Source organism: Qipengyuania gaetbuli (assembly GCF_009827315.1).
GTDB lineage: Bacteria > Pseudomonadota > Alphaproteobacteria > Sphingomonadales > Sphingomonadaceae > Qipengyuania > Qipengyuania gaetbuli.
This window is the reverse complement of sequence record NZ_WTYF01000004.1, coordinates 955,858-969,207: the sequence shown is the minus strand read 5'-3', so window position 1 is coordinate 969,207 and position 13,350 is coordinate 955,858. Positions and strand designations below refer to the sequence as shown.

The 13,350-nt window shown below is 66.3% G+C and carries 14 protein-coding genes; 6 read left to right on the top strand and 8 right to left on the bottom strand.

Annotated elements, in window-relative coordinates:
- The first annotated feature begins 10 nt into the window (after positions 1-10).
- From rpmF to GRI42_RS07100, 5 genes are all read left to right on the top strand, one after another.
- Positions 11-190 carry a 50S ribosomal protein L32 gene (gene rpmF, locus GRI42_RS07120; RefSeq protein ID WP_160607606.1) on the top strand — a complete coding sequence of 60 codons (180 nt, stop codon included), beginning with the start codon at positions 11-13 and terminating at the stop codon, positions 188-190.
- A gap of 27 nt (positions 191-217) precedes the next feature.
- Positions 218-1,255 carry a phosphate acyltransferase PlsX gene (gene plsX / locus GRI42_RS07115; protein ID WP_160607605.1) on the top strand — a complete coding sequence of 346 codons (1,038 nt, stop codon included), beginning with the start codon at positions 218-220 and terminating at the stop codon, positions 1,253-1,255.
- Positions 1,252-2,217 carry a beta-ketoacyl-ACP synthase III gene (locus GRI42_RS07110; RefSeq protein ID WP_160607604.1) on the top strand — a complete coding sequence of 322 codons (966 nt, stop codon included), beginning with the start codon at positions 1,252-1,254 and terminating at the stop codon, positions 2,215-2,217. Before plsX ends, GRI42_RS07110 begins: the two co-directional genes overlap by 4 nt.
- A 104-nt stretch (positions 2,218-2,321) precedes the next feature.
- Positions 2,322-2,621, top strand: coding sequence for an integration host factor subunit alpha (locus GRI42_RS07105; protein ID WP_199800526.1), 300 nt, complete (start codon positions 2,322-2,324; stop codon positions 2,619-2,621).
- Positions 2,622-2,637: 16 nt separating this feature from the next.
- Positions 2,638-3,003 (top strand): MerR family transcriptional regulator, encoded by a 366-nt coding sequence (locus tag GRI42_RS07100; RefSeq protein ID WP_160607603.1) that lies wholly within the window; start codon positions 2,638-2,640, stop codon positions 3,001-3,003.
- Between the two features lie 9 nt (positions 3,004-3,012).
- Here GRI42_RS07100 and chrA read toward each other — a convergent pair whose 3' ends face one another.
- The 7 genes from chrA to GRI42_RS07065 form a co-directional block, all read right to left on the bottom strand.
- Positions 3,013-4,320: a chromate efflux transporter gene (gene chrA / locus GRI42_RS07095; RefSeq protein WP_160607602.1), complete on the bottom strand. Its 1,308-nt coding sequence runs from the start codon at positions 4,318-4,320 to the stop codon at positions 3,013-3,015.
- Positions 4,321-4,344: 24 nt separating this feature from the next.
- Complete coding sequence (locus GRI42_RS07090; protein WP_234033892.1) at positions 4,345-5,718, bottom strand: M24 family metallopeptidase; 1,374 nt, start codon at positions 5,716-5,718, stop codon at positions 4,345-4,347.
- 53 nt (positions 5,719-5,771) lie between these two features.
- Positions 5,772-6,476, bottom strand: a complete 705-nt coding sequence (locus tag GRI42_RS07085) for a VIT1/CCC1 transporter family protein (RefSeq protein WP_160607601.1) — start codon at positions 6,474-6,476, stop codon at positions 5,772-5,774.
- A 37-nt stretch (positions 6,477-6,513) separates the two neighbouring features.
- The gene (locus GRI42_RS07080; protein WP_160607600.1) at positions 6,514-9,936 is read right to left on the bottom strand and encodes a chromosome segregation SMC family protein; all 3,423 of its coding nucleotides are present in this window, start codon (positions 9,934-9,936) and stop codon (positions 6,514-6,516) included.
- 27 nt (positions 9,937-9,963) lie between these two features.
- Positions 9,964-10,707: a thioredoxin domain-containing protein gene (locus tag GRI42_RS07075; RefSeq protein ID WP_160607599.1), complete on the bottom strand. Its 744-nt coding sequence runs from the start codon at positions 10,705-10,707 to the stop codon at positions 9,964-9,966.
- A gap of 116 nt (positions 10,708-10,823) precedes the next feature.
- The gene (locus GRI42_RS07070) at positions 10,824-11,546 is read right to left on the bottom strand and encodes a thioredoxin domain-containing protein (protein WP_160607598.1); all 723 of its coding nucleotides are present in this window, start codon (positions 11,544-11,546) and stop codon (positions 10,824-10,826) included.
- Between the two features lies 1 nt (position 11,547).
- Positions 11,548-12,102, bottom strand: a complete 555-nt coding sequence (locus tag GRI42_RS07065; protein ID WP_160607597.1) for a DUF721 domain-containing protein — start codon at positions 12,100-12,102, stop codon at positions 11,548-11,550.
- Between the two features lie 14 nt (positions 12,103-12,116).
- Here GRI42_RS07065 and GRI42_RS07060 point away from each other — a divergent pair, with 14 nt between their 5' ends.
- Positions 12,117-13,115: an A/G-specific adenine glycosylase gene (locus GRI42_RS07060; RefSeq protein WP_160607596.1), complete on the top strand. Its 999-nt coding sequence runs from the start codon at positions 12,117-12,119 to the stop codon at positions 13,113-13,115.
- On the opposite strand, the gene GRI42_RS07055 is transcribed toward GRI42_RS07060, so the two are convergent.
- Positions 13,112-13,333, bottom strand: a complete 222-nt coding sequence (locus GRI42_RS07055; RefSeq protein WP_160607595.1) for a hypothetical protein — start codon at positions 13,331-13,333, stop codon at positions 13,112-13,114. The genes GRI42_RS07060 and GRI42_RS07055 overlap by 4 nt on opposite strands.
- Between the last annotated feature and the right edge of the window lie 17 nt (positions 13,334-13,350).

Sequence of the window (13,350 nt, the reverse complement as noted above, 5' to 3'; positions counted from 1 at the left end):
AGGTGCCGCCATGGCCGTCCCCAAGAGGAAAGTATCGCCCCACCGCCGCGGCAACCGTCGTGCGCACGATTCGCTCAAGGTCGAGGCTCATCACGAGTGCTCGAACTGTGGTGAACTCAAGCGTCCGCACAACCTGTGCCCGCACTGCGGTTACTACAACGGGCGTGAAGTCATCGCCGTCGGTCTTTAAGACCACAGCTGAAAGCCGGAGAACGTCATGAGTTTGCCGCGTATCGCTATCGACGCGATGGGCGGGGACGAAGGCGTTCGCACCATGATCGAAGGCGCCGCGCTCGCGCGTAGGCGCCACGATCGATTCAAGTTCCTGCTGGTCGGTGACGGAACCCGCATCAAGGCGGCGCTCGAAACGCACCCGGGAATGTCCGGCGCTTCGGAAATCCTGCATTGCGACGACGTGGTGGCCGGTGACGAGCTGCCCAGCCGCGCGCTGCGCCGTGCCAAGACCACCAGCATGGGCCTGGCCGTCGACGCAGTGAAGCGCGGCGAGGCCGGCGCTGCCGTCTCCGCCGGCAACACGGGCGCGCTGATGGCGATGAGCAAGCTGGCCCTGCGCACCATGCCCGGCCTCGACCGCCCGGCGCTGGCCGCATTGCTGCCAACGCTGGGCGACAACGACGTCGTCATGCTGGACCTTGGCGCCAACCGTGAATGCGATGCGCGCAATCTCGTGCAGTTCGCGGTGATGGGCGCAGCCTATTCGCGCATTGTTACCGGACGCGAGCGTCCGCGCGTGCGCCTGCTGAACATCGGCACGGAAGAAAACAAGGGCACCGAGGATATCCAGGCCGCCTACGACCAGCTGCGCGCGGCCGACAATCTCGCTATGAATTTCGAAGGCTACACGGAAGCCGACAAGATCAACCGCGGCGAATGCGACGTGGTCGTGTGCGACGGTTTCTCCGGCAATATTGCGCTCAAGGCGATCGAGGGCGCGGCTCGTTTCGTGACCGACCTGCTGCGCCAGGCGTTCACCTCCAGCATCCGGTCCAAGGTCGGCTTCCTCGTGTCGCGCCCGGCGACCGAACTGCTGAAGCACCATCTCGACCCGAACAACCACAATGGCGCGGTATTCCTCGGCCTCAACGGCGTGGTCGTGAAAAGCCACGGAAGCGCGAATGCCAAGGGCGTCGCCAATGCGGTGGAAGTCGCCGCCCGCCTGCTGGAGGACGACATCACCAACCGCATCGCCAACGATCTGGGCAAGATTGACACGCAGGGCTTCAACGGAAAATGATCCGCGCGGTCATCACCGGCAGCGGAAGCGCGCTGCCCGCGAACTGCGTGACCAATGCCGACCTGGCCGAGCGTGTGGATACCAGCGACGAATGGATCGTCGAACGCACCGGCATCCGCCAGCGCTACATCGCCGCCGAAGGCGAGACGACCTCGACCCTCGCCACGCAGGCCGCACGCCGCGCGCTGGAAGATGCGGGCGTGGACGCGGCGGAGATCGGCCTCATCGTGCTCGCTACCGCGACGCCGGACCACACCTTCCCCGCCACCGCCACGCAGGTGCAGAACGCGCTTGGCTGCAACGGCTGCGTCGCTTTCGACGTGCAGGCCGTGTGTTCGGGCTTTCTCTACGCGCTGGCTACTGCCGAATCGCTCCTGCGGACCGGCATGGCGAAAAAGGCGCTGGTCATCGGCGCGGAAACATTCAGTCGCATCCTCGACTGGGAAGACCGCACGACCTGCGTCCTGTTCGGCGACGGGGCGGGCGCTGTCGTGCTCGAGGCACGCGACGTTCCCGAGGATGGTCCGGGTATCCTGTCGACCAAGCTGCATGCCGACGGTGCGCATTGCGACCTGCTCTATGTCGATGGCGGGCCCTCGACTACGGGCGAGGTCGGCAAGCTGCGCATGAAGGGCCGCGAGGTCTTCCGCCACGCGGTCGTGAACCTTGCCGACGTGCTGCGCGAAGTTCTGGTCGATGCAGGGGCGCAAGCTGCCGATATCGACTGGGTCGTGCCGCACCAGGCCAATGCCCGCATCCTCGATGCGACCGCGCGCAAGCTCGACCTGCCGGCCGAAAAGGTCGTGGTCACGGTCGACCGGCACGCCAACACCTCTGCCGCCTCGGTGCCGCTCGCCTTCGACGTCGCCCGCCGCGACGGCCGTATCAAACAGGGCGATCTGGTCATGTTCGAGGCGATGGGCGGCGGCTTCACATGGGGTGCCTCGCTCGCCCGCATGTAGGTGATGAAACATTTGTTTCATTCGGTTGTGAAACTCGCCGCAATACAGTATGTTGGATATCTAGAATCGAACCCCAGGGTCGCGTCTGGGAGAGTGAGATGGATATGATGCGCTCGGTGGGAACACTGACCCGCGCCGACCTGGCAGAGACTATCAATCGGAAAATGGGACTGAGCCGGGCGGAATCGCTGGACCTTGTCGAACAGGTTCTCGGCAAGATGACCGATGCGCTGGTTCGCGGTGAAAACGTCAAGATTTCCGGTTTCGGCAGCTTCGTGCTGCGCGACAAGAAGGAACGGATCGGCCGTAACCCCAAGACGGGTGTCGAAGTGCCGATCACGCCGCGCCGCGTGATGACTTTCCGGGCAAGTCAGCTCCTGAAGGATCGCGTCGCGAACGGATGACTGCTAAGGGGTCGTGATGGCGGAATTTGACGACCACAAGGACGACGGCGCACTGCGCACCATTGGCGAGGTTGCCAAGGCGACCGGCATCAAGACGCATGTGCTGCGCTATTGGGAACAGCAGTTCCCGAGCCTCAAGCCCCTGAAACGCTCCGGCGGCCGCCGCTACTACCGCGCGGAAGATGTCGCGCTGGTCGAGCGGATCGACCGGCTGGTCAATCGCGAAGGCTACACGCTGAAAGGCGCGAAGGCTGCCTTGCGCGGCGCGCCCGAAGCTGAAAGCGCCCCGGTGGTGCAGGCCCAGCCCCCGGCAGGTGCCGATGCGATCCTGCCGCGCCTCAAGGCCATCCGCGACGACCTGAAGGCCGCGCTTTCCGCCTAGGGGCGCAGTCTAGGTTGCGCAGCCGAGCAGCAGTCCCCCACCGGCGCAGACTGCGAGAGTTCGCGGCACGCTCCAGCCCAGCCTGAAAATCAGCGCGCCTGCGACCAGCGCCAGCGAGCCTGCGCGCCAGTCGAAACTGGCCCATTCCGGCGCTAGCACCCGCACTGGTCCGGCCGCCCCGTCGCCCACGCGCGCGAACAGGACATGGAGAGCGAACCACACGGTGAGATTGGCGATCACCCCGACAATAGCCGCGGTCACGCCCGCCAGCGCGCCTTTCAGCCGCACCGCATCGCGCACCCGCTCGATCCACGGAGCAAAGGCGAAGATCCACAGGAAGCAGGGCGCGAAGGTGACCCAGGTGGTCAGTCCTGCGCCGATCAGCCCTGCGACGAAGGGAGTGAACGGCTCAGGTGCCCTGAAGGCGGCGAGATAGCCGACGAACTGTGTGACGAGGATCAGCGGGCCCGGCGTAGTCTCCGCAAGGCCGAGGCCGTCGGCCATCTCGCCCGGTTGCAGCCAGCCGAAACCGGTCACCGCCTCCTGCGCCATGTAGGCGAGCACCGCATAAGCCCCGCCGAATGTCACCACGGCCAGCTGCGAGAAGAACATCGCTATGTCCCACAGGCGGTGCTCGCGGCCGAGACCGATGGCGATCGCGATGAACGGCGTCGCCCAGATCGCGCCCCAGACCAGCACGGCCTTCAAAGTCGCTTTCCACGGACGGGGGCCACGCTCCCCCGGTGCCGCCGCAGGCTTGAGCGCCAGCCAGCCGGGTCGCTTCCACGCGGCCAGCGCACCGGCAGCACCTGCCAAGAGCACGACCAGCGGGAAGGGCAGCGCAAACAGGAACAGGCTGGCAAAGGCCAGAAGGGCAAGCGCGCGCTTGAACCCAGTATCCAGCGACCGCCCCGCAATCCGCAGCAGCGCCTGCGCCACGATGGCAAGGACCGCGGCCTTGATGCCGAGGAACAGCGCCTCGAACCAGGCAAGGTCGGCCGCTACTGCATAGAGCGCCGAGAGCAGCAGGACGACCAAGGCACCCGGGATGACGAACAGCGCGCCCGCGACTACGCCGCCGCGCCAGCCATGCAGCCGCCAGCCGATCCAGGTCGCCAGCTGCTGAGCCTCGGGACCGGGCAGGAGATGGCAGAAATTGAGCCCATTGAGGAAATCCTCCTCGCCGACCCATTTGCGCTCGTCGACCAGCTCGCGGTGCATCAGCGCGATCTGCCCCGCGGGCCCGCCGAAGCTCAGCAGGCCGATGCGCGCGAACACCCGCACGGTTTCGGCAAAATTCGCGGAGGCCAGTTGCATGAAGCCTCGCTCAATAAGGCTGGATCAATCGAACGGTATTAGCGTCAATTCGGTCTGCCGCCCATCGAGGAAGCGCACACGCTCCCCGTCGAACCAGGCGTCTTCCTCGGACCGGAAATCGACACGCTGGCCGCCCCATTCGGGCACTTTGTGGTAATTCGTCAGCTCGATCGACCATGTAGTCCCGGCCTGCACCGGATAGGCGCCGCGTGGATCGCCGTTCTGGTTGTCCCAGAAGCCAATAGCCGTGCCTGCCCCGTGCCCGTGAAAGCCGATGGGATGCGAATAGATCGACGGGTCCAGCCCTTCGGCCAGCGCCTTTGCCCGGGCGCGGGCGAGTACTTCGTTACCGCTCAGCCCGGCCTCGAAGGATTCGAGCAGCAGGTCCTGCACACGATTGGTCGCCTTCAGCCCCGCCACGAGGCCCGCAGGCGCCCGCGTCTCGCCCGGTTTAAGGACATAGGCGAGGTGCTGGGTGTCGGTGTTGAGACGCAGATAGGCAATGCCGAAATCGGTCCATAGCAGGTCGCCCGGCTGGATGACCTCGCTCCCGCGCAGCATGCCTTCGCGCCCCTGTCGCTGGACGCCGACCGAGGGGTGGAACCACGGCGTGAGGCCCAGTTCGGCGAGCCTTTCGCGGTACCACCATTGCACCTCCTCGACGCTGGTCTTGCCCGGAGTGATGACCTCGCGCGAAAATGCAGTGCCGATGATCGAATGCGCGATCCGCACGATACCGGGATAGATTTCCAGCTCGCGCGGGGTGCGGCTTTCCAGCCAACGGATCGACAGCGCTTCGCCGGACACGATCCGGTCCTCGTAACCCTCCGGCAGCGCTTCGGTGAAAGCGCGGTACTGGCTCAGGGTCATGCCGTCGCCAAAGGCGGTCAGGTCAGAAAAATTCACCGCGATCTTCGCCGGGTCACGATGGGTGATGATGTCGGCCACCGCCTGCCATTGGTCGGGCTGCGCTTCCGGCGACCATGATGCTTCGAAGAGGTCGGCAAGGCCGTAGCGGCTTACCGTCAGGCGCTCGACGGGCTGGCCGTTGCCCGGATCGTGGAAGACGAGGATCGTGCGACGGCGTGCATGCATGCTTTCGGCATCGAGCATGGTGGCGGTGACCGGATCCTCGAAATATTCGCGCGACATCAGCAGCCAGAAATCCACTCCCTGCTCGCGCATGATGGCAGGGATCACCGTCTCCAGCCGCTCGGCGAGGATTTCGTCGATTACTGCGGCCCTGTCTCGTTGGGGAAGGATAACCGGCAGTTCGGGGCGCACGAATTCAGTCTCCGTCATGGGAAGCAGGGGCGGCACGATGCCAGAGGCTGCGGCCGGGCACGCCAATCCGGCACCCGTCACGGCGAGGATCCAGAAGCGATCAATTTTCAGCATATTTCTTCCACCAATAACGGATCGTTTGCCCAAAAGGCGTGTCGGTAAATTACCTAGGCCACAACGGCGCCAAACAGTTTTCCGACCAGTGCGGTGACGACCATCGCCATCGCACCCCAGAACACGACCCTGACAACCGAGGGCACTACCGGCGCCCCGCCTGCCTTGGCACCCAGCGCCCCAAGCACTGCAAGGCACACGAGCGAAGCAGCGGCCACGGCCATCACCATTGATGCAAGCGGCGCGAAGGGCACTACAAGGAGCGGTGCGGCAGCGCCTGCGATGAAGGTGAGAGCGGAAGCTATCGCCGCCTGGAGCGGGCGAGCCGTGCTTACCTCAGAAATACCCAGTTCGTCGCGTGCATGCGCAGTCAAGGCATCATGCGCCATCATCTGCCGCGCGACTTCCTTCGCTGTCGTGGCGTCGACGCCGCGCGCCTCGTAAACCGATGCCAATTCCGCGTGTTCGAATTCCGGGTCGCTTGCCAGTTCTTTCCTTTCTCGGGCGAGGTCGGCCTTCTCCGTGTCGGCCTGCGAACTGACCGAAACATACTCGCCTGCGGCCATCGACATCGCGCCGGCAAACAGCGAAGCCATACCCGCAATAAGGATCTCGCTTCGTCCCGCACTTGCTGCAGCGACGCCGACGATCAGGCTTGCTGTCGATACGATGCCGTCATTGGCGCCCATGACGGCGGCCCGCAGCCAGCCGATGCGAGAAGTCGCGTGGCTCTCGGTATGCGTCTTCAGTCTGGTCATCTCTCTGTCCTCCCACAACGCAGGACGAGCGGGCAGACTACTCCGCCGCCAGCAGTTCCTCTGCCCCGCCCAAGTCCACGCTGACGAGGCGGCTGATGCCTTTCTCGATCATGGTGACGCCGAACAGGCGGTGCATGCGGCTCATCGTGACCGCATTGTGCGTGACGATGAGGTAACGCGTGTCGGTTTCCATCACCATCGCGTCGAGCAGGTCGCAGAAGCGGTCGATATTCGCATCGTCCAGCGGCGCGTCGACTTCGTCCAGCACGCAGATCGGGGCCGGGTTGGTAAGGAACAGCGCGAAGATCAGCGCAGTCGCGGTCAGCGCCTGTTCGCCGCCCGAAAGGAGGGTCAGCGACTGCAGGCGCTTGCCCGGCGGCTGGGCGAAGATTTCGAGGCCGGCTTCCAGTGGATCGTCGCTGTCGATGAGGGCAAGATGCGCCTCGCCACCTTCGAACAGGCGGGTGAAGAGGTGCTTGAAGTGGTCATTCACCCGTTCGAACGCCTCGCGCAGCCGCTCGCGCCCTTCGCGGTTGAGGCTGCCGATCGATCCGCGCAGGCGATTGACCGCCTCGCGCAGTTCTTCCTGTTCGGCCGCGTTGGAGCCGTGCTCGCTCTCGATCCGCTCCAGCTCTTCGGCGGCGACGAGGTTCACCGGGCCGATGCGCTCGCGGCTCGCGGTGAGCCGGTCCATTTCCTCGGCCTCTGCCTCGGCGGATTTGACTGCGGTTTCGTCGAATTCGAACTTCGTCGACAGCAGGGGCGGGGGCGACTGGAAGCGTTCGCCCGAAATCCGCGCCATTTCGATGCGGCGACCGTCCTCGTTCTCGGCCCGTGCAACCAGGCCAGCGCGGTTCTCGCGTGCGGCTGCGAGTGCCTCGTTGGCCGCAGCGAAGCCGCGCTCGGCCTCCTGTGCCTGCTCGTTCGCGGAGGCGACGGCAGCCTCGGCTTCGGCCAGTTCGCGGCCCAGGCGCTCGCGCACCTGGTCGCCCTGTTCGATCTCGCGCATCAGGCCTTCGGGCTTGGCGGCGTAGACGGCACGCTCTTCCTCGATTTCCTCGAACCGGCGAGCCATGTCGGACAGGCGCCGGGCAGCTTCGCCCGAACGCGCCTGCCAGTTCGCCATGTCGGAGCGCTGGGCGCTGGTGCGTTCGCGCGAGACGGCAAGGCCCTGGTCGTGCGCGGCCAGTTCGGCGGCACGGGCTTGCAAGGCCGCGCGGGCCGCCTCGTTCTTCGCGCGGGCGGCTTCGAGCGAGGCGCGGCCTGCTTCAGGATCGGGCAGGGCCTTGCGCTTGGCCTCGGCAGCGGCAAGGTCGGTCTTTGCGGCAGCGACGAGTTCGGCGTGTTCGCCCTCGGCCCGTTCGAGTTCGGCAAGGCGCGCTGCGATGCGTTCGCGCGCGGCTTCCGCTTGGTCGAGAGCGCGCAGTGCCTGCCGTTCCGCATCGGCGGCACCGGCAAGTTCGCGCTCGGCCGCGATCAGGTCTCGCTGGAGGTTCGAGAGTTCCTCGCTCGCGCTTGCCTGAGCGTTTTCGGCGCTTTCCAGCGCGGTCTGCAAAGCGGGCACCTGCGCATCGAGTTCGGCGAAGCGGTTGTCGGCTTCCAGGCGGGCAGCTTCCGCCGCGCCTTCGCCGCGCACGACGAGGCCGTCCCAGCGGCGCAGATGCCCGGCCATGGTGACGAGGCTTTCGCCCGGTGCAAGGCTGCGTCCGTCATCGCTTTCGGCCACGTGGACGAGGGCGAGGCGGGCGCGCAATTCGGCGGGGCAGGCATCGAGATGGTCGGCTAGGCTGTCCGCCACCTTCTTGGGCGCATCGGCCCCGGTCCAGTAGCGCCCTTCCGCGCCATCTTCTGGCAGGCCGAGCAGCGCCTTGCCGTCGCGGCCCAGCGCGGCGGCAGCGGCGCGTTCATAGCCCTTGGCTGCGCGCACGCCGTCGATCGCCTGCTGGCGGCCGGAGCGTTTGGCCGCGGCCCTTTCGCGCGCCTCGCGGTCGCGCAGCAGGGCGGTGTGTTCGCGCTCGACGCCCGAGAGTTCGGCGCGGGCGCTGGAGAGCGCGCTGGCCGCCTCGTCCCTTGCGGCCTGCAATTCCGCCTTGCGGGCCTGCATGGCCTCGAGTGCAGTGCGCTGCTGTTCGAGCGACGTGGTGGCGTTCTGCGCGGCCTTTTTCGCGCGTTCGAGCGCGCCGTCGACGTCTTCTCCGGCGAGGGCACCGCGCTGGTCGGCCATGCGGCGGCCTTCGGCTTCCACGCGGTCGAGCCGCAGCCTTGCCTGAGCGATTTCCGCCTCGACTACGCGCCATTCCGCTTCGACCCCCGCATTGTCTGCGGTGGCCTTGGCGAGAGCGAGTTCGGCAGTCCGGCTGGCGCGCTCTGCGTCCTCGCTTTGCGCGACTAGGGCGGGGCGGCGTTCCTCGTTGGCGGCGAGGTCCTTTTCGCTGGCGGCCAGTTCCTTTTCCAGCCGGGCGAGCGCTTCAGCGGCATCCTTGGTCAGCCGGTCGGCATCGCCGCGATCTTCCTCCAGCCGCCGCTTCTGCCGTTCGAGGTCGGCGAGGCGCTGTTCGGCGGCCTCGAGCTGGCTGGTGAGCGCGGCCATGCGGTGGCCGTGGGCGCTGGCATCATCGCGGCGGTCAGCCTGTTCCTCGCGCGCTTCGGCAAGGGCTTCGGCGGCGGCACGCTGTGCCTTCTGGGCTTCGTCGGCGGCAGCCTGCGCCTGCACGACCCGGGCCTCTGCCTCTCCGGCGGCCTTCTTCGCCGCTTCGGCGGCAGCGGCGGCATCGCGCCAGCGGGCAAAGACCAGCCGGGCTTCTGCCGACTTTATTTCGTCCGACAGCTTCTTGTAGCGTTCCGCCTGCTTGGCCTGGCGCCGCAGCGAGGCGATCTGGCTGTCGAGGCCCGCCATGAGGTCTTCGAGCCGCGCGAGGTTGGTTTCGGTCTGCCGCAGCTTGCTTTCGGCATCCTTGCGCCGGACGTGAAGACCGGCAATGCCCGCCGCCTCTTCCAGCATCATGCGCCGTTCCTGCGGCTTTGCGGCGATGACCTGCGCGATCTTGCCCTGGCTGACGAGTGCCGGGCTGTGCGCACCGGTCGCCGCGTCGGCAAAGGTCAGCGCGACATCCTTGGCGCGCACATCCTTGCCGTTGACGCGGTAGGCGCTGCCCGCGCCGCGTTCGATGCGGCGAATGACTTCGAGCTCGTCGCCGTCGTCACTTTCGGCGGACAGCTGGACTTCGGCGAAGTCGCGCGGCGGGCGGGTGGCGGTGCCGGCGAAAATCACGTCTTCCATCCCGCCCGAGCGCATGGACTTGGGCGAGTTTTCGCCCATCACCCAGCGGATCGCTTCGAGCAGGTTGGACTTGCCGCAGCCGTTCGGGCCGACGACCCCGGTCAGGCCGGGTTCGATGCGCAGGGTGGACGGCTCGACGAAGCTCTTGAAACCGCTCAACCTGAGCTGTTTGATGAGCATCGCCTTATCGCCCCCCTGCCTCGGCCCTTACCTGGCGCCGGCGCGCTGCAGGATGGGTTCGAGCGCTGCCCACTGGTTTTCCTCGATACGGTTGCCGTTGAGGAAGAAGGTGGGCGTGCCGGTTACCTTGGCCGCATCGGCCGCGGCGCGCGAGGTATTGGCCATCTCTTCAATCTTGGCCGTGTCGGCGAGGCAGCTGCGTGCCTGGTCGGCCGACAGTCCGCGCGAGGCGAAGAAGTCGATCAGGCCGGCGCCCTGTGCCAGCAGCAGGAAGCGCTGTTCCGGCGGGGCGGCCATGGCGGATTCGTAAGCACCGCTGGCCTGCAGGGCCTCACCGAAGCTCGGCAGGGCGGCCCATGCCTGGTCGGACAGGGCGTGGAAGCTTTCCGGCGCGCCGCACTGGGCCAGCGCCGAGATGGTCACGTCCAGCGGATCGCGCAGCAGCGGGCGGATTTCGTAGCTGACGACGCCGGTGCTGACGTAGTCTTGCTGGAGCGGGGCCGAACCGGTTTCCGCGAAATAGGCGCAGGCGCCGCAGGTGTGGCTGGCGAATTCGACCAGCTTGATCGGGGCATCGGGGTTGCCGATGACGAAGCCACCTTCCGCGGTCTTGCTGGCAGTTTCGAGCCAGCTCGATCCTTCGGGGGCGGGAATGGCGGCGATGGGTTCGCCTTCGAGGGCGCCGACTTCCGCTTCTCCGGCATCGCCGCCACAGGCGGCAAGCGCGAGTGCGAGGGGGGCTGCAAGGGCGAAACGCAGGCTGGTCTTCATCGGATTCCTCTCGAGTGGATGAAAAAGGCTAGGCTAGGGTCCGGCGCAGGTGAAGCGTCACGGAGGCGGTGTCCACAGGGCTGTCCCCGGTAAAGGCAACCCCGCGGTTGCCCGGTTCACTTGCGGAACAGGGCGTCGAGATGCGGCTGCAGCGATTTCCAGTCATGTGCGTCGAGCTGTTCGCCGCCCATGAAGAAGGTGGGTGTGCCGCGCAGGCCGAATTTCTGGATATCGGCCTGGCTCTGCGCGGCGATTGCCTGCGCCCGGGCCTCGTCGGTCAGGCACTTGTCGACCTCGATACGCGAATAGCCGCGGCCTTCCATGATCTCGTAGAAGTCGAGATCGCTGGCGATGGCCTGCGCGCGCGAGCCGAAGCTGCCGAAATTCCAGCGCGCCATCTGCGCCTGCGTCATGCTGCGCGCCTTGGCCATCCAGTCGGCATACTTGCCGATCAGCGCGGCATGGTTGGCAAAGAAATTGTTCGCCGGACCGCATTGGGCAGCGAGCGCGGCAGTGAGGTCCACGGGGTCGCGGATCAGGTGGCGTACCTCGAAGGCGACCTTGCCGCTGGGCACGTAGAGCAGCTTGATCGCCCCTTCGCCGCTGCGCGCGAAATCGGCGCAATGCGAGCAGGTATAGCTCATGAATTCGACCAGCCGCGCATCCGCTTCCGGATTGCCGAGCAGGTGGCCGCCGGCGGTTTCGGTGATGACGCTGCTCCAGTTGCCGTTCTTCGGCTTGGCGACAGCAGGCTTGTCCTGCGCTGCGGCGGGGGCAGCTGAAAGAGTGGCGGCAATGGCAAGGAATGCGGGCGCTACGAGCCGGGCGGGAATTTTCACGTCAATCGGTTCCGTTCTCATCCTGCGATCCGAGGCCGCGCGCCAGCGATTCGAGCACCGCGCGCAGTTCCGGGTCGCCAATATCGCGCAGGCTGTCACCCAGTTCCATAGGAATCGGCTTCAGCGAAGGCGGGGCCTTGGCCTTCTGCCTGCCCTCGGGAGGCTTAACCGCACCTTGCCGCAGCTTGATGCGGGCAACTGCGCGATAGCCGAAGAACCGGTTCACTCGCTCGATGATCTCGGGCAGCACCTGCTGGATCAGCGGCGCATGGGCGGGCTTCACCACCAGTTCGAGAATGCCTTCCGACTTCTCACCGGGAGGAAAGCGGATCATTTCCGGCGTGCAAACCAGCGAATGCGTATCACCCACGATCTCGGGCCAGCGGCTGACGATGGACGACTGGACAAAGCCGAAACGACGGAAGGCAGGGCGGCCGATCTGCGGCATCAGGTCGGAAATCGCCTTCGCCTGTCCTCCGCGCGGACGTTCATAAGGGCGCGCAGCCTTTTTAGGTTTTGGTTCGGGCTTGTCGCTTTCCATGACGGCGGCGCTCATGCCATAGGCAGGCCGTGGCCGCCAGCATCTCCGACACGCTTCTCGACTGGTACGACGCGCATGCCCGCGACCTGCCGTGGCGCGCGCCGCCCGGTGCGCCGCCGCCCGATCCCTATCGCGTCTGGCTGTCGGAGGTAATGCTGCAGCAGACCACCGTGGCCGCCGTGAAACCCTATTTCGAGGCATTCACCAGCCGATGGCCGGATATGCAGGCGCTGGCCGCCGCTCCGGAAGAGGACGTCATGGCGGCATGGGCGGGACTGGGATACTATTCGCGGGCGCGCAATCTCGTGAAGGCGGCCAAGGCCGTGGCCGAACTGGGTGCTTTCCCTGCGGACGAAGAGGCCCTGCGCAAGCTGCCGGGCCTCGGTGCCTATACGGCCGCCGCGGTCGCCGCGATTGCGTTCGGCCAGCGCGCCGTGGTGGTCGATGCCAATGTCGAGCGGGTGGTGTCGCGCCTCTTCACCATCGCCGATCCCCTGCCGGGCTCGCGCAAGGAGATCCGCGAACGGACCGATGAAATCACGCCGGAAGAACGCGCGGGCGATTTTGCGCAGGCGATGATGGACCTCGGCTCCAGCCTTTGCACCGTGCGTGATCCCAAGTGCCTGCTGTGCCCCTTGTCACATGCCTGCGCCGCGCGGGCCGAGGGCGAACCTGCGCGCTATCCGGTCAAGGCGCCGAAAAAGGCCAAGCCGCTGCGGCAGGGCCAGGCATACTGGATCGAGCGGGAAGGGCAGGTCTGGCTGGTCCGGCGCGAGGGTACCGGAATGCTGGGCGGCATGCGCGCGCTGCCGGACGACGGCTGGTCCGCGCGCGGCGACGGTGTGGGTAATGCCATCGGCGAGGCACTGGGATTAGTGCGGCACGGCTTTACCCATTTCGACCTCGAACTGTCGGTCCTCCGGCAAGAGGAAACTTTGGGCGAGGGTGAATGGTGGCCGCTCGACAGGCTCGAGGATGCGGGCCTGCCGACCCTTTTCGCCAAGGCTGCGCGGCTCGCGCTGGCCTAGATGATCCCGCCGCCCAGCGACAGGCGGACCACTGCGATCAGCATCACCACGATGCAGAAGTTGCGGCCCGCATTGCTCGACGACAGCTGGCCCAGCACCACGCCGATCACGATCAGCGGCAGTGCAATCCAGTTGGCCCAACCGAGGAGGGGGATGGTCGCCGGGATCACGATCACCAGCGAGACGATTCCGAAGATGAATGAGAGGAGGTTCAGCATGTGTCCTATATGGGTAA